At 71.5% G+C, this 16,082-nt stretch carries 12 protein-coding genes and 1 pseudogene; 8 read left to right on the top strand and 5 right to left on the bottom strand.

The genetic code is table 11. The features are described 5' to 3' along the window. The first annotated feature begins 5 nt into the window (after positions 1 to 5). The 3 genes from IPH07_17275 to IPH07_17265 all read left to right on the top strand — a co-directional run bounded on the left by IPH07_17275 (position 6) and on the right by IPH07_17265 (position 3,107). Positions 6 to 443, top strand: a complete 438-nt coding sequence (locus IPH07_17275; GenBank protein ID MBK6919149.1) for a hypothetical protein — start codon at positions 6 to 8, stop codon at positions 441 to 443. A gap of 439 nt (positions 444 to 882) precedes the next feature. After that, on the top strand, positions 883 to 2,664 hold the full coding sequence (locus IPH07_17270; GenBank protein MBK6919148.1) for an RHS repeat-associated core domain-containing protein: 1,782 nt from the start codon (positions 883 to 885) through the stop codon (positions 2,662 to 2,664). Beyond that, complete coding sequence (locus IPH07_17265; GenBank protein MBK6919147.1) at positions 2,661 to 3,107, top strand: hypothetical protein; 447 nt, start codon at positions 2,661 to 2,663, stop codon at positions 3,105 to 3,107. The genes IPH07_17270 and IPH07_17265 overlap by 4 nt, the downstream gene beginning before the upstream one ends. A gap of 384 nt (positions 3,108 to 3,491) precedes the next feature. Here the strand turns inward: IPH07_17265 and IPH07_17260 are convergent. Then, positions 3,492 to 4,516: pseudogene (locus tag IPH07_17260) on the bottom strand (helix-turn-helix domain-containing protein). 29 nt (positions 4,517 to 4,545) lie between these two features. Here IPH07_17260 and IPH07_17255 point away from each other — a divergent pair. After that, positions 4,546 to 5,358, top strand: coding sequence for a dienelactone hydrolase family protein (locus IPH07_17255; GenBank protein MBK6919146.1), 813 nt, complete (start codon positions 4,546 to 4,548; stop codon positions 5,356 to 5,358). Further along, positions 5,348 to 6,013, top strand: a complete 666-nt coding sequence (locus IPH07_17250) for a glutathione S-transferase family protein (GenBank protein ID MBK6919145.1) — start codon at positions 5,348 to 5,350, stop codon at positions 6,011 to 6,013. Before IPH07_17255 ends, IPH07_17250 begins: the two co-directional genes overlap by 11 nt. Before the next feature lie 14 nt (positions 6,014 to 6,027). On the opposite strand, the gene IPH07_17245 is transcribed toward IPH07_17250, so the two are convergent. The 4 genes from IPH07_17245 to IPH07_17230 form a co-directional block, all read right to left on the bottom strand. Beyond that, complete coding sequence (locus IPH07_17245; protein MBK6919144.1) at positions 6,028 to 7,149, bottom strand: site-2 protease family protein; 1,122 nt, start codon at positions 7,147 to 7,149, stop codon at positions 6,028 to 6,030. A gap of 91 nt (positions 7,150 to 7,240) precedes the next feature. Beyond that, on the bottom strand, positions 7,241 to 8,644 hold the full coding sequence (locus tag IPH07_17240; protein MBK6919143.1) for an MATE family efflux transporter: 1,404 nt from the start codon (positions 8,642 to 8,644) through the stop codon (positions 7,241 to 7,243). Between the two features lie 12 nt (positions 8,645 to 8,656). Then, complete coding sequence (locus tag IPH07_17235) at positions 8,657 to 9,865, bottom strand: winged helix DNA-binding domain-containing protein (GenBank protein ID MBK6919142.1); 1,209 nt, start codon at positions 9,863 to 9,865, stop codon at positions 8,657 to 8,659. A gap of 332 nt (positions 9,866 to 10,197) precedes the next feature. Further along, the gene (locus IPH07_17230) at positions 10,198 to 11,712 is read right to left on the bottom strand and encodes an amidase (protein MBK6919141.1); all 1,515 of its coding nucleotides are present in this window, start codon (positions 11,710 to 11,712) and stop codon (positions 10,198 to 10,200) included. A 113-nt stretch (positions 11,713 to 11,825) separates the two neighbouring features. On the opposite strand from IPH07_17230, the gene typA reads away from it, so the two are divergent. From typA to IPH07_17215, 3 genes are all read left to right on the top strand, one after another. Further along, positions 11,826 to 13,700: a translational GTPase TypA gene (gene typA, locus IPH07_17225; protein MBK6919140.1), complete on the top strand. Its 1,875-nt coding sequence runs from the start codon at positions 11,826 to 11,828 to the stop codon at positions 13,698 to 13,700. 19 nt (positions 13,701 to 13,719) lie between these two features. Further along, positions 13,720 to 14,856, top strand: a complete 1,137-nt coding sequence (gene mutY, locus IPH07_17220) for an A/G-specific adenine glycosylase (protein MBK6919139.1) — start codon at positions 13,720 to 13,722, stop codon at positions 14,854 to 14,856. Between the two features lie 156 nt (positions 14,857 to 15,012). Beyond that, on the top strand, positions 15,013 to 16,035 hold the full coding sequence (locus IPH07_17215; protein ID MBK6919138.1) for a glycosyltransferase family 2 protein: 1,023 nt from the start codon (positions 15,013 to 15,015) through the stop codon (positions 16,033 to 16,035). Positions 16,036 to 16,082: the final 47 nt, after the last annotated feature.

Here is a 16,082-nt window from a genome sequence, read left to right as displayed (position 1 = left end):
GAACTATGGGACCTGTCGCACAACATCTTCTGATCGTCGGCTGGCATGACGGAATCACCGAGGGATTCATCCAAGGGCACGATGGGCGGTGGCAGTACGCCTCGATGGTCGCGTGGGACCCCGTCCAGAAGCTCAGGATCTTCGCAATGGTGCCAGCCGATGAACTCACGGTCGCAGAGATCCGCGCACTCGGAGCCACCTCCGCAGGCGGCGAAGCAAAGGCAACGAACTGGGCTCGCATCAGGGCTCGCATTTCCGACTTCTTGCAGACGGTTGGAGGTGACATTGAAATTCGAGTGTGCGATCAGCTCGATGGTGAGACAAAGAACACTCGGCGTATTGTCGCAGCTGAGGTCCTCGGCCAATTGGACTGCACGGTCGAAGATGCTGCCATGAGCACGCGCTTCGCCGAGTGGATGACGAAGTTCGGCACGCGTGACTGATCGACTGATCTGCAAAGGAGGGGAGTTCTCGTGCAGGGCGATCGCCTCCAAACTTGGCTCCCCGGGAGAATTCGTGGGTCGATCGAAGCGTTCCGTGAGTCCGAGTTGGCGTGATGCTGATCGACAGGCGCGCGCCGAGCGTGACGTCGGCGACGCTCAGCCACGAGACCGAGCGACGCGCCCCGTCGGTCGTGGGCGGAGGCGATGGGGTAGGGCGACCTCGAGCAAGTTGGGCAGCGTGGAAGTACATCTCGCCGCGAGCACTGCGTGCCAAGAGCCTCCGCCGCGCCCGAGGGGCCCGGACGAGCTCGCGGCGCATTGAGATCTGGGTGCGCTTGGGCACGGGTGACCCGACCCGTTCCAAGCCTTCAGCCCGCAGCCGCACGCGGACGACCCGGCGGCGCTGCGGAGGTACGAGGAGACGTACGCGTGGGACGCGGTGGGGAACATCGTGGAGCTGCGGCACACCGCGGCGGGTGGCAACTTCACGCGGCGGTGTGCGTACGCGCCCGGCGGCAACCGGCTGCTGCGCAACTCGGCGCCGGGCGAGGCTGCGGAGCCGTTCTCGCACTCGTACAGCTATGACGAGCATGGCAACATGACGAGCATGCCGCACCTCGCAGCGATGGCGTGGGACCACGCCGACCGACTGCAGCACTGCGACTTGGGTGGTGGCGGCGAGGTGTGGTTCGTGTACGACGCCAGCGGAGCGCGGGTGCGCAAGGTGCAGCGCAACGCCTCGGGCTCGCGCGTGCGCGAGCGGGTCTACCTTGGGGAGTTCGAGCTGTACCGCGAGCGGGCCGCGAATGATGTCGCGCCGGAGATGGAGCGGCAGACGTTGCATGTCGGCGATGGGGCGCGGCGGCTGTGCTTGGTCGAGACGCTGACGGTCGACGACGGGGAGCCCGTCGCGGCGCCCGTGAGCGTGCCGCGGTTCCAGCATGGCAATCACCTCGACTCGGCTTCGCTCGAGCTCGATGGTGATGCGGCGGTGATCTCGTACGAGGAGTTTCATCCGTTCGGGACCACGAGCTACGCGGCGAACGACGGCGCGGTCGAGGTCAGCGCGAAGCGGTACCGGTACATCGGCAAGGAGCGCGACGAGGAGACCGGGCTGTATCACCTCGGGGCGCGGTACTACGCGGCGTGGTTGGGGCGCTGGACGGCCGCGGACCCCACAGGGCTCGCGGATGGGGTCAATCGGTATGCGTACTGCCGCGGGAGCCCCGTCACGTTGCGGGACACGAGCGGTTCGGCGGCTGAGACTCCGGGACTAGTCGTCGAACGCGCACTCTTGCAGGCCCGGCACACAGCAATCGAGGCGCAGCTACTCGCCCTCGATGCGCGAGATGCAGCAGCGACAGCGTCCCGCAGGCAATTCTCCGAGGCAATGGCCCGCCAGCGGATTGAGGTCGGCGGCCTTCAGGCGGCAGTTCAACTGCAACGCCGCTATACAGCAAGCCGAGGCTGGCTCGACACCGTCACGCGCATGCCGACACTGACGGAGCTCGGCGACGCCATCGCGGAAGACATCGCGCTGCGTCCATTTGCATATGCACCCGGAATCGGTCCGGCAATCGCCGCCACACATCATACGCATGACGCCGGTGATGCTTGGTCGCGAAGACAATACCTCGAGGCGTCAGGCCACGTGGCGGGCGCGCTCGGTGAAGCGGCGCTCGCGTACCTGGACATCGCTGCACCGGCAGCAGGGGTAGCCGAGCATGGGGCCGAACGTGTCATCACGCTCTTCAGCAACGGGAAGAAGGTGATACGCTCTGCCGCCGTCCGGACGGCGGAAGGCAATGCATCCCGTGAAGCCGAGCGGGTAGCCGCAGAGGGGGGAGAGAAGGTCTATCGCGTGCAGGGCGGAACGCTCCCGAACGCCAGCAAGGAGCGCTTCGCGGTCGGTGAAGGTGGAGAACTCTCGATTCAGGGCGATGACATGCTCTACATCAACCTCGGCCAAGAGGGCCGAGCACTGGAGTTCCTCGGTCGGCGCGGGGACACGGCCGTGCTGGTCGAGTTCGAGGTGAGTTCTGAGTTCGCCACGACTCTTCGGACGACCTCGGTACCTCAACGCGCTGGGCGCTCGTCACCTGGTGCGGCGCAGCGCGTTGACGAGACGCGCGGCCCTGATCAGTTCGGAATCCCTTCCAACATGTTCCAGGATCTGCTCGACAGCGTCGTGCCTGGTAGCGTCAGGGTTCGCAAGCAATGACGGGAAACGAGGAACGCTCCAGGGTCGACGAGAATCTCCACGGCGAGCCCGCTCCGCCCGTCGAAGTACGGGTCGTGGCCCTCGTGGACGGCGACCCCGCCGCGTCGCTTTCGCGGATGCGCGAGGTCATGCGTCTCGTCGCCGAGCGGCGTCGTCGAGGGTGGCGGGACGACACGTGGTGGGAATCGCATCTTCCCCGATGGTTTGTCGAGCCGTTCCGAGAGCGTACGATGGATCAGGTGCTCCACGACCCGGACCTCTGGGATTTCGGCTCCTGGCTCGACGCGATGAAGTCGCCCGGGTGGGAGTGGTGGAGCAGCGAACGCACGCCGAGCGGCTGGACGGTGCGGCTTCAGGCGCTCAGCGACCCCTTCAGCATCGGCCCGCTTGAGTACCTCGCACGAGCTGCGGGCGCTACCCGACTTGAAGTCCAAGAGAGTTGACCGCATCCGCGTAAGCGGCATCGGTCATCGGTCGTCAAGAGCGAACGGCTGGAAGTCGACCCGGCGCCGTCGAAGTCAACCAGCACGATGCGCCCGCCCACTTGCACCCGATGGCGGCGACTTCGTCCACGGAACTGTGGAGATTTCGATCGAGCGTGGTGGCGTGGGACCACGCCGACCGGCTGCAGCACTGCGACTTGGGTGGTGGCGGCGAGGTGTGGCCCTGACCCGATTTGGTGGGCATCGATGGCGATGCGGTGGTGTCGCTGCATCCGTGGTCGACGCGGGGCCTCGACGCGACCGCCGTCGAGGCTCGCATCGCGATCGACTGCGAGCAGTTGCGGCGTCGCCTCGCAGAGCCCTCGGGGTCGACGACGCCCGCGCTCAGCGTCCGCGCGGCGACTCACCCGTGACGCGGCGGAACACCCGGCGGAACGCGGCCGCGTCGGCATAGCCGACCTTGGCGGCGACCTCGTCGACCGAGGTCCGCCGGTCGCGCAGCAACGCGCGGGCGTGGTGGATACGCAGCTGCTGCACGAAGCGCTGCGGGCTGTGGCCGACCGCGGCGTGGATGCGACGCGCGAGCGTGCGCGCCGAGGTGCCGGCGACGCGCGCGAGCTCGTCGAGCTCGAGCTGGCGATCGAGATGCGCGAGGACGTGGCGCTCGACCGCGCGTAGCACTGGATCGTCGCTGCGTCGGGGGTCGAGCAGCATGTAGCGCGACTGCGCAGCGCGGGCGTCGAGCACGAGGTACCGCGCGACCAACTCCGCGAGGCCCGGGGTGGTGATGCGGGCGAGCACCGTGAGCACGAGATCGGCGTGCGCGAAGGCGGAGCCGGCGGTGAGCACCGCGCCGTGATCGACCACGATGCGCCCGGCGGTGAGCCCGACGTCCGGGAAGCGCTGCGCGAAGCTCGAGGTCAGCCACCACGTGGTGGTCGCGGGGCCGCCCGCGAGCAGGCCGGCGGCCGCGAGCACGAAGGTGGAGGCGCACGAGGCCGCGATGGTGGCCCCGCGCGCGGCGACCAGCGGCAGCAACGCGACGAGCCGCCGCACGTCGGGCCGCGCGAGCAGGCGATCGACCGCGTCGTCGGTGCTGGTGCGCACCCCAGGGATCAGCCACACGTCGCCGCGTCGGACCCCGCGCAGCGCGAACGCACCGTCGACCGCGATCGTGCGGCCGTTGGTCGAGCGCACCGGCGCGCCGTCGAACGAGACCACCCGCTGGCGCAGATCCACGGCACCGGCGGGCAGCGGCGCGATCCTGGCCCGCACCAGTCGTGCCGCAGTGTCGACCACGTCGACGCCCAGCCCGAGGGCCCCCTCGAGCGTGCCGGCGAGTGCGACGTGGACGATCACGGCGTGGCGAGAATAGACCGAAAAATGTCGAAGCCGCCACTGGTCGCCATTGGCCGATCGGCTCTATCTTCGGTCGGCGATGGACGACGATCTCGACGATTTCGCGGCGCGCGACGTCACCTGCGAGGGGGCCGCCCGCACGGTCTACGTGGCGGGCGTGGGCCCGGCGGTGATCGTGATGGCCGAGATGCCCGGTATCAGCCCCGATGTGGCCCGCTTCGCACGGTGGGTGCGTGCGGCCGGCTTCACGGTCTACCTGCCGTCGCTGTTCGGGCGCGATGGTGCCTACCCCGAGAGCGCCGCGGGCCTCGATGTGCTGCAGCGCGCGTGCGTGCGGGCCGAGTTCGCCGCACTGGCCGCGGGCACCTCGAGCCCGGTCACGGGCTGGCTGCGGGCGCTCGCACGGCTCGCGCACGGCGAGTGCGGTGGCCCGGGCGTCGGCGCGATCGGCATGTGCTTCACCGGCAACTTTGCGCTCAGCATGATGCTCGAGCCGGCGGTACTCGCCCCCGTGCTGTGCCAGCCCTCGCTACCGCTGCGCGACCCTGCCGGGCTCAACATCGCCGCCGACGAGCTCGCGTTCGTGCGTGGGCGTCTGCAGGCCGAGGACCTCACGGTCCGTGCGTACCGCTTCGCCGGCGATCGACACTGCGCGGCGGCGCGGTTCGACGCGTACGCGCGGGCCCTCGGGCCGCGCTTCGAGCCGCGGGTGCTGCCCGACGCGGCGGCGAAGCCCGACCCGCCGCCGTTCTTCTCCCAGGTGGTCGGGTGTCCCCACAGCGTCGTGACCGCCCACCTCGTCGATGCCGAAGGCGAGCCGACGCTCGCCGCCCGCGACGAGATCCTCGCGTTCTTCCGCCACCGCCTGCACGGAGTCGACGATGTCCGCTGACGCCCACCACCCCGCGCTGCGACTGTTCGGTCGCCGCAGCTCCCACTTCACCCGCGTCGCGGTGATCTTCGCCGACGTGCTCGGCATCGACGCGCCGCTCGAGGTGGTCCACGACCTCGCCAGCGTCGAGGCCGGCAACTACGGCGGCAACCCGACCCTCAAGGTGCCGACGCTGGTGATCGACGGCGTGCCGTTGTTCGGCACCGAGAACATCTGTCGGCGCCTGGTCGGGCTCTCGGGGCGTGCCGGCGACCCGCGTGTCGTGCTGACCGAGCTCCTGCCCGACGATCGCAGTCGCAGCGCGCAGGAGCTGGTGTGGCACGCCATGTCGGCGCAGGTGCAGCTGCGCGTCGGCATCCACTTCGCGGGGCTGCCCGCCGACAATCGCTTCTTCGCCAAGACCATCGCCGGCCTCCACGGTGCACTCGACTGGCTCGACGCGCAGCTACCCGCGGTGCTCGCCGCGCTGCCGGCGGATCGTGAGCTCAGCCTGTTCGAGGTCACGCTCGGGTGTCTGCTCGAGCACCTCGCGTTCCGTCCTGCAGTGCGTCTGCAGCCGCCGCCGCACCTGCGCGCGTTCGCAGCGTCGTTCGCCGCGCAGCCATGGGCGCAGCGCAGTGCGTATCGCAGCGACGCCGCGCCGCGACCGGCGTGAGCGGCCGGCCACGGTCACGTCGGTGCCATGCGGGGGGCCCGGCCGCGGCCGTGCGCCGCACGCCGGGCAATCGCGCTGCGGAGCGTGACGAGCTCACCGAGCCCCTCGAGTGTCAGCAGCCCGACCAGCTGCGTGCCGTCGACCACCGGGGCCACGCGCAGCTGGTGCTCGGCCATGCGTTCGAACGCGTGCTCGAGCGGATCGCGGGGTGACACCCGCAGCGGTACCGGGGACATCACCGCATCGATGCAGGTGCCGGGTGCGTGCTCGGTGAGGCCGCGGACGAGGCCATCGTAGGTCAGCAGGCCCGCGACACGATCGCCGTCGACCACCGGGAAGTGGGCCTGGAAGCCGCGCAGCAGGTGGGCGCTCGCGGTCGCGAGCGAGTCGCCGGGCGTGAGCACGTCGAACACGCGGACCATCGCGTCGTCGACGTGCAGGCCCGCCATCATGTCGTGCATCTGCTCGGCGGCGGACTCCGACTGGGCGCCGAGCCACACGAACAGCGCGATGAACACCAGCAGCGGACTGCCGAACAGACCGGCGAAGCCGATCACGAGCGCAAGCCCCTGGCCGAGCCTGGCGGCGATGCGGGTCGCGCGGGCGTGATCGGTGCGCATCGCCAGCAACGCGCGCAGCACCCGTCCGCCGTCCATCGGGAACGCAGGCAAGAGGTTGAACAGCAGCAGCGCGACGTTGACCCACAGCAGGCGCGCGAGGAGCGAGCCGCTCGCGACCGTGGGGTCGGGCGGCGCGAGCGACTGCCCGAGCGCGAGCATCGTGGCGGCGAGCGCCAGCGCGAGCACGAGATTCACCGCCGGGCCCGCCAGCGCGACCACCAGCTCGGCGCGCGGCTCCTTCGGCATGCGCTCGAGTCGCGCGACCCCGCCGATCGGCAGCAGCGTGATATCGCGGGTGCGGATGCCGTAGTGCCGCGCCGCGGTGGCATGCCCGAGCTCGTGCAGCACTACGATGCCGAACAACACGCATGCGAACGCGACGCCCCCGAGTGCGGCCAACGGCGAGCCCTGCTCGGCCCATGCCGCGCCGCCGATCCACAACAGCAGCAGCAGGAAGGTCGCGTGGACCTTGACCTCGATGCCGGCGACCTCGGCGAGCTTCCACGACCAGTGCATGACGCGACACCCATGCTGGGGCCTGGGCGCGGATCGACACGCGCAAGCGCTGCGGCGCACCGCCGTGCGCCGCCGGCGGAACTGCGAGGTACTAGATCACGATCCGCGTCCAGCGTCCGCGCACGAACACGATGGTCAGCCACGTCGCGCGCACGCACCAGTCGATGGTGCTGGCCCACCACACGCCGACCAGCCCCAGGTCGAGGCCGATCGCGAAGGTCCACGCGAGCGTGACCCGGATGAGCAGCCCGCCGACGGTGGCGGCCAGCAGCGGCGTGCGGGTGTCGCCCACGCCCCGCAGCCCCATCGAGAGCACGATGCCCGCGGTCATGCCGGGCTGCGACAGCGCCAGCAACGGCAGCGCCTGCGCGGCGAGGGCCACCAGCGCGGTGCCGTCGGCCCCCGGTGGCACGAACATGGGCAGCGTCCAACCACCGGTGAGCCACACCATCACGCCGAGCGAGGTGATCGCCGTGATCGCCATCGCGAGCGCGATGCGACCGCCCTCGCGTGCGCCGCTCGGATCGCCGCGCCCGAGCCGCTGCCCCATCACGGTCGCGGCCGCGACACCGAAGCCGTCGGCGCACATGAAGCAGATCGACTCGACGGTGATGAGCGCCTGGTTGGCCGCCATCGCGACCGCACCGAGGGTCGCGACCGCCTTGGCGTAGCTGAGGAAGCCCGCGTGCACGAGCACACGCTCCAGCACGGCGGGGGTCCCGAGCCGGAAGAGATCACGCAGCGCCTGGCCGCCGTGCGGATCGCCGCGGCGCCACCAGCCGCGGGTGTCGAGCGGGTGCTGGTCCCGCCCGAGTACGCGCAGCAGCACGACGGCCTCGATCACGAAGGCGATCGCGGTGCCGGTCGCAGCGCCGCGGACCCCGAGTGCGGGGATGTGCAGGCCGAGCGCGGGGAGATCGTGGCCGTAGATCAGCAGCGCATTGATCGCGATGTTGCTGAGGTTGGCGACCGCACCGGCGAACAGCGGTGTGCGGGTGTCGCCGCTGCCCGCGAGGATCATCGAGGCCGACAGCGCCACGAACTCGAAGGGCAGCGACGCGAACGTCAGCCGCAGGTAGCTGGCCGACAGGCCCCGGAGGGCGGCGTCGTCGGGGCCGAACACCAACACCAGCGGCTCGAGCAACGCGATGCCGAGGCCGCCGACCACGAGCCCGAGCACGGCGGCCAGTCGCAGCGATGCGCGGGCGACCGCGCGCGCGCGCACGAGGTCACCGGCGCCGGTGCTGCGGGCCACCAACGCGACCGTGCCGGCGCACACCGCCATGAACACCGAGCCGACCGACCACAGCAGCGGGCCCTGGAGCTGCATGCTCGCGAGCTCGTCCTGGCGGTGTCGCGCCAGCATCACGCGATCGGCCAGGAACACCAACGTGCTGAGCAGGCCGGTGGCGATGGCCGGCAACGCGAGCCGCACGACTGCACGCGCGGCCGACTCCGTGGGGCTGGCGGCGACCGCAGGGGTGGGGGCGTCCATCGAAGGTGGCGATCAGATCGCGCGCAGGAACGCGACGCGCTCGCGCAGCGCCGCATCGGTGTCCAGCGCGAACGAGCGGCCGTGGCCGACCTCGTCGCGGATGAACGCCGACAGCGCCGCAGCCGCGGCGTCGATGCGGTCGGCATGATCGCCGTCGATGCGTCCGAAGCTGCGCGTCACGATGGTGCCGCGGTCGGGGTCGTACTCCCACAGGCCCACGATGCGATCGCCGGCCACGATGGCGCGCATGTGCATGCGCTTGGCGTCGCCCTGGGCGTCGCTGGTGCCCGCGGCGAAGGTGCCGATCGCCGGCACCGCGATGTCGTGGTGCTCCGGCGCGATCCACTGGCCCGGCGCGCCGGTGAGCGCGACCAGGTTGTCCTCGAAGGGCAGCAGCGCGACCACGTCGACCGCGCGCTCGGCTGCGCGCAGCGCCTCGGGATCGGCGAGCGCCGGGCGACCATCGTCGAGCACGACCTCGGTCAGCGGGATCGCAGCGCACGCGGCCTCCGCCGTGCGCACGCCGAGCCCCGACCACGCCGCGAACGCGCGCACGGTCGCCACCGCGGCCCACGCGAAGTAGGCGCGCGCCAGACCCTGGTAGAGCTGGGCGTTCGCCGGCGGCGTCATGCCACCCTTGCGCTTGCGCCACTGGTAGCGCTCGGTGTCGACGCGATCGCGCTCGGGGGCCCGCGCGATCGCACCGGCGAATTCGAGCCGCCGCAGCGCCAGCGGTAGCGGCGACGACACGCCGAGCTTCTTGGCCTCGGGGCCGAGCTTGCGCACCGTGCCCTCGGGCATGCGCTTGCGCAGGGCATCGGTGGTCGCGGGTCCCTCGCGCAGCGCCGCGAGCACGTGGGCGGCGAGCTGATCGAGCTCGGCCTCGCGGATGCCCGCCCGCTCGGCGTCGCGGGCGTCGCGATCGTGGGCGAGCGACTCGGCCAGCGCGAGGCAACGATCGACGTGGGACTCGGGCACGAGGTACATGCAGCCACGCACCGACGGCATCACCCGCAGCTCGCCCGCGCCGATCGCCAGATCGATGGTCGCGCGCGTGATGATGGGCCGACGGGCCTTGAGCGCGAGGTAGGCCTCGATGCCGCCGAGCGTGCGCAGGTAGCCGGTCGCCGCGACCACTTGCGCGAGCGAGCCCGGCGGCGGCGTGACGAGGCCCTGGGCGCCCAGGGCCATGCGCCGCACCGCGGTGGCGTCGAGTCGCACCGCACCGTCGGGGATCCGCGCGGGTTTCGCCTTCGCGACGGGCTTTGCCTTCGAGGTGGGCTTTGCCTTCGCGGTGGGCTTTGCCTTCGGGACCGGCTTCGCCGTCGGGACGGGCTTTGCCTTCGCGGTGGGCTTTGCCCTCGCGGTGGGCTTTGCCTTCGCGACGGGCTTCGCCTTCGCGACGGGCTTCGCCTTCGCGGTGGGCTTTGCCTTCGCGACGGGCTTTGCCTTCGCGGTGGGCTTTGCCTTCGGGACCGGCTTCGTGGCTTTGGACTGCGCGCCCCGGCGCGCGGGCTTGCGAGCGACCGCCATCGCGACCGAGGGTACCCCGATCACCCCGGGCGAGGATCGTGGGCGACACGCGAAGCGAGCGCCGGCCGTCGCGTGGCCCAGGGCAGTACGGTCTCGAGCTGCGCGGCGATGCGTAGCAGCGCGGCCTCGTCGCCGAACGGCGCCACCAGCTGGACGCCCAGCGGCAAGCCGGTGGCGGTGGTCGCCAGCGGCAGCGAGATCGCCGGCTGCCCGGTCATGTTCGCCAGCTGCGTGTTGGGGTAGGCGGCGAGCATCGGGTCGTGCGCCATCATGTCGAGGGCCCGCTCCGCCAGCTTTCGCGATCGCAGGCCGCGGACCACGGCGATGAGCGCCCGCTGCACGGCGGGCTGGGCGAACGCGCCGATGCGCGCCGGGGGATGGCCGAGCGTCGAGCTCAGCCAAAGATCGTGGCGCTGGTGGAACTGCGCCATCGTCCACGCGGCGTGCTGGCAGCGACGATGGGCGGCGACGAACTCGCTCGCCGGCAGCGAGCGGCCGATCATCGCGATCAAGGCGGTCAACGGCTCGATGTCGCCGCCGGCCGGCCGGCCCACGCGCTGCTCGGCGTCGGCGACCTCCGCCGCGACGTTGGCGGCGACGATGACGAGCCACGCCCGCGCGAGCCCGGCCCAATCGAGCTCGGGCAGCGCCTCCTCGACATCGTGGCCGAGCGACGCGCACACGTCGGCCACGCGTCGCACCGCCGCGACGTGCTCGGGGTCGAGCTGGCCGCCGAGCATGGTGCCGGCGCACACGCCGATGCGAAGACGGCCGGGCTCGCGCGCGAGCTCGTCGACGAAGGGGCGCGCGGGCGCGGGCAGCTGCGACAACGCACCAGCCTCGTTGCCGCTCGCGACGTCGAGCATGGTCGCGCTGTCGCGCAGCGATCGCGTGAGCACGTGCTGCACCGTGAAGCCCGACCAGCTCTCGGTGTGGCCGGGGCCGTTGGGCGTGCGCCCGCGGGTCGGCTTGAGCCCCACCAGTCCGCAGCACGCCGCCGGGATGCGGATCGATCCGCCGCCATCGCCGGCGCCCGCGATGGGGACCATCCGCGCCGCGACGGCCGACGCCGAACCACCGCTCGAGCCGCCCGGCGTGCGCTCGCGATCCCACGGGTTGCGGCTCGCGCCGTGGAGCACCGGCTCGGTCACGCCGATGATGCCGAGCTCGGGGGTGTTGGTCTTGCCCACGAACACGAGCCCCGCGCGGCGCCAGCGCGCGACGATCTCGGCGTCGCGATCCGGCACGTGGCGCGCGAGCAGGTGCGACCCGGATGTCGTGGGAATCCCCGCGACGTCCGCCATGAGATCTTTCAGCAGCATCGGCACGCCGCGCAGCGGCCCGTCGGGCAACCCCCGGGCGATGGCGGTCCGCGCCTCGTCGAACATGGTGCGCACGACCGCGTTCAGGCCGCGGTTGCGGCCCTCGATGCGGTCGCGTGCGGCCGCGAGCAGCTCGAGCGCCGAGACCTCGCCACGGCGCACCAAGGCCGCCAACGCGCACGCATCGAGATCGTCGTAGTCGTGTCCGAGCATGGGCCTGGCAGCGACATACCACGGCGCCGGGCCGTCCGAGGCGCGGGGCCCGTCGACGCCGCCCGAAACGCTGCTTGCGCCCCGACCCGGCGGCCGGTATGACCCGCGCGCCCATGGCCACGCGCCGCGAAGACGTTCGTAATGTCGCCATCGTCGCCCATGTCGATCACGGCAAGACGACGCTGGTCGACGCCCTGCTCGAGCTCGCCGGCGCCTTCGAGCGCAGTGAGGTCGGGCGCGAGCAGGCGATGGACTCCGGTGATCTCGAGCGCGAGCGCGGCATCACCATCACCAGCAAGCCGACCGCGCTGGTCTACGAGGGCACGCGCATCAACATGGTCGACACTCCCGGCCACGCCGACTTCGGCGGCGAGGTCGAGCGCGTGCTCAACATGGTCGACGGCGTGCTGCTGCTGGTCGACGCGGTCGAGGGCCCGATGCCGCAGACCCGCTTCGTCACCGAGAAGGCGGTCAAGCGCGGCCTGCCGGTGCTGCTGATGGTCAACAAGATCGACCGCGCCGCCGCGGCGCCGCACAAGGCCGTCGATCTCACCTTCGACCTGCTGGTCTCGCTGGGCGCGTCGGAGGAGCAGCTCGATTTCCCGGTGCTGTTCGGCAGCGGCCGCGATCGCTTCGCCATGAAGGATCCGGACGCCGAGCGCGGCAGCATCTCGCAGATCCTCGACATGATCGTCGCCCGCGTGCCGCCGCCGCAGGTCGACGTCGACGCGCCACCGGCGATGTGGGTGTCGACGCTGCACCACGACTCGTACGTCGGCTTCCTCGCGATCGGCCGCGTTGCCGGCGGTCGCTTCGCGGTCGGACAACGCGTGGCACTGATGCGGCCGGTGCCGGCCGAGTCGACCGACGCCGAGGCCAAGCCGTCCTGCGAAGAGGTCTTCCGTGTGACCAAGGTGCTGGGCTTCTCGGGCCTGCGCCGCTTCGAGCTGCCCGAGGCGGTGGCGGGCGACATCGTCGCCATCGCCGGCATGGAGACCCTGCAGGTCGGCGACACGCTGACCGCCGAGAGCCCCGATCAGCGCACGGTGTTCCCGGCGCTGACGGTCGATCCGCCGACGCTGTCGATCCGCATGCGCACCAACGACGGCCCGTTCTCGGGCCTCGAGGGCCAGTGGGTCACCTCCCGCAAGCTGCGCGAGCGGCTGTACCGCGAGGTTCGCAGCAACGTCGCGCTGCACGTCTACGACACCGACTCGCCCGACGAGTTCGAGGTCCATGGCCGCGGCGAGCTGCACCTCTCGGTGCTGATCGAGACCATGCGCCGCGAGGGCTACGAGATGTGCGTGGCACGGCCCAAGGTCATCTTGCGCGAGGAGCACGGCCGCACGCTCGAGCCGTTCGAGCGCGTGCTCGTGCAGTGCGACACCGACTACGCCGGCGCCGTCATCGAGCACATCGGCAAGCACGGCGAGCTGCTGCTGATGGAAGAGGACGGCCCCGGACGCACGCGCATGGAGTTCCGCGCGCCGACCCGCGCACTCATCGGCTACCGCTCGGAGTTCCTCACCCAGACCCGCGGCACCGGCATCATCTCGAGCGTGTTCGACAGCTACGGGCCGTTCAGCGGCACCATCAAGAACCGCGCCCAGGGCGTGATGATCGTGATGGAGCGCGGCGAGACCTCGACCTACTCGCTGCACCGGCTGCAGGACCGCGGCCCGCTCTTCACCGGGCCGCAGACCAAGGTCTACGCCGGGCAGATCGTCGGCATCCACGTGCGCGACACCGACATCATCGTCAATCCCAACATCGCCAAGAAGCTGACCAACATCCGCACCACCGGCCACGACGAGAAGCTGTTCCTGACGCCGCCGCGGGTGCTGAGCCTCGAGCAGGCGTTGGCGTTCATCGCCGACGACGAGCTGGTCGAGATCACGCCCAAGAGCCTGCGGCTGCGCAAGCGCCTGCTCGATCACAACGAGCGCAAGCGGCTCGAGAAGCGCGCCGTGGAGACCGTCGAGGACTGACCGCCGGTCGTCGTCCGAGGTGGCGTACGAGATGGCGCGCGCCGGCGGCAGCACGAAGACCCCGGCGCGCGGTCGCAAGCCCGCCACGCCGGCCGGTGACGCCGGCCTTGCCAAGCGACTCGCGGACGCGCTCGCGCCGTGGTTTCTCGCGCACCAGCGCGACTTGAGCTGGCGTCGCACGCGGGACCCGTACGCGATCTGGGTCTCCGAGGTCATGCTGCAGCAGACCCGCGTCGAGACCGTCGAGCGCTACTGGTCGTCGTTCCTCGCGCGCTTCCCCGACGCGGCCACGCTGGCGGCGGCCGAGCTCGATGCGGTGCTGCAGGCGTGGAGCGGGCTCGGCTACTACCGGCGCGCGCGCATGCTCCATCGCGGCGCCGAGGTGGTCGCGCGCGATCACGGCGGCCGCCTACCGCAGGACGCCGAGGCCCTGCGATCGATCCCCGGCATCGGGCCCTACACCGCCGGTGCGATCGCATCGATCGCCCACGACCGACCCGAGCCGCTGGTCGACGGCAACGTCGCGCGGGTGCTGTCGCGCGTGCAGGCGATCGCCGAGCCCCGCGAACAGCTGGCGACCGCGCGTGGACACTGGGCGCTGTGCGCAGAGGTGCTGCGCGCCGGCTCGCCGCGGATCCTCGCGCAGGCGTTGATGGAGCTGGGCGCGACGGTGTGCACGCCGCGGTCGCCGGCCTGCGAGCAGTGTCCCGTCCGCAGCGACTGCCGGGCCTGGGCGACCGGCACCACCGCGACGATCCCCGCGGTGCGCGTGCGCGCCGAGTCACCGATCGAGCGCTGGTGGGCACTCGCCGTCGACGTCGGTGACGGGCTCGTGCTCGAGCGACGCCCCCGCGAGGGCCTGCTGGCGGGGCTGTGGTGCCTGCCGCTCGTCGCGAGGCCCGACGACGAGCCGCTGGTCGCCGCGACGCTGCACGGTGCGGTGCCGGTGGCCGTTCGGACGCCGCGGCAGACCGGCGCCGAGGTCGTGCACGTGTTCACGCATCGACGCTGGGAGCTGCAGGTCGTGCGCGTCACGGCGCGGGCGGGCGCGTGGCTCGACGGCGAGCGCTACGCGAGGTGGCGGCCCGACGAGGCACCGCCGGGCGGCGTGCCGACCCTGACGCGCAAGCTGCTGGCGCGCGCGCTCGCGCGCTGACCGGGAGCGCGCGAGCGCCGTCACGCCGCGTCGACGGCAGCGTCACCGCCACGGGTTCGGGCGCGCCGGATCGGCCAACCGGCTCGGGTTTCGCCGACGTTGGCGTCGCGGGCTGCCGCCGCGCACGAAGATGCGGTAGACCACGGCCGCAACACGATGTCGCAGGACTGGACGCAGCGAGTCGGCGCAGTGGCCATCGGTCGCAACGAGGGCGAGCGCCTGCGTCGGTGCCTCGCGTCGCTGCAGCAGGAGACCTCGCGCGTGGTCTACGTCGACTCGGGCTCCGACGACGGCAGCCCCCAGATGGCGCGCGAGCGCGGCGCGGTGGTCGTGGATCTCGACATGTCGATCCCCTTCACTGCCGCGCGGGCACGCAACGCCGGCTTCGAGCGGCTGCGAGAGCGTTGGCCCGATGTCGAGTACGTGCAGTTCGTCGACGGCGACATGGAGGTGCTGCCGGGATGGTTGGCGACCGCGGTCGGCGTGCTCGATGACAACCCCGACGTCGTCGCGGTGATCGGCTGGCGCCGCGAGCGACATCCCGAGCGCAGCATCTACAACCGCGTGTGCGACGTCGAGTGGCGCATGGGCGGTGTGGGCGAGACCGAGAACTTCGGCGGCGACGTCATGTTCCGCGCGTCGGCGCTGGCCGAGGTCGGTGGCTACGACACCCGAGTGATCGCGGCCGAGGACGACGAACTCGGTGTGCGGCTGCGCGAGCACGGCGGCGTGATGCTGCGGATCGATCACGAGAGCACGCTGCACGACGCCGACATGCATCGCTTCGCGCAGTGGTGGACCCGCGCCAAGCGCTGCGGCCATGCCTATGCCCAGGTCAGCGCCATGCACGGCGCCGGCCCCCATCGCAAGTTCGTCCGCGAGCTGCGGCGGGTGTGGGTGTTCGGCGCGATGCTGCCGGGCGGCGCGGTCGCGCTGACCCTGCCGACCCTCGGGCTGTCATGGCTCGGCCTCGGCCTGTACCCCGTGAACGCTGCTCGCATCGCGAGAGACACCCATCGCCGCGGTTTCGCGTGGCCCGACGCGGTCGCGTGGGGCATCTCGTGCGCGCTGTCACCGATTCCCCAGGCGCTCGGCGCCGCCAAGTTCCTGCTCGATCGGGCCCGCGACAAGCGACCCGAGATCATCGAGTACAAAGGCCCCGCCAAGCGTCGGCCGTGAACCCGCTCGGCCTGCTCGACGCCACGCCGGCGCGGGCAGTGCGAGCA

It is taken from the genome of Deltaproteobacteria bacterium (genome assembly GCA_016709225.1).
Taxonomy (GTDB): domain Bacteria; phylum Myxococcota_A; class Polyangia; order Nannocystales; family Nannocystaceae; genus Xiheibacterium; species Xiheibacterium phototrophicum.
Note: the sequence above shows the minus strand (reverse complement) of the source record. Positions and strands in the feature narration are given on the sequence as shown.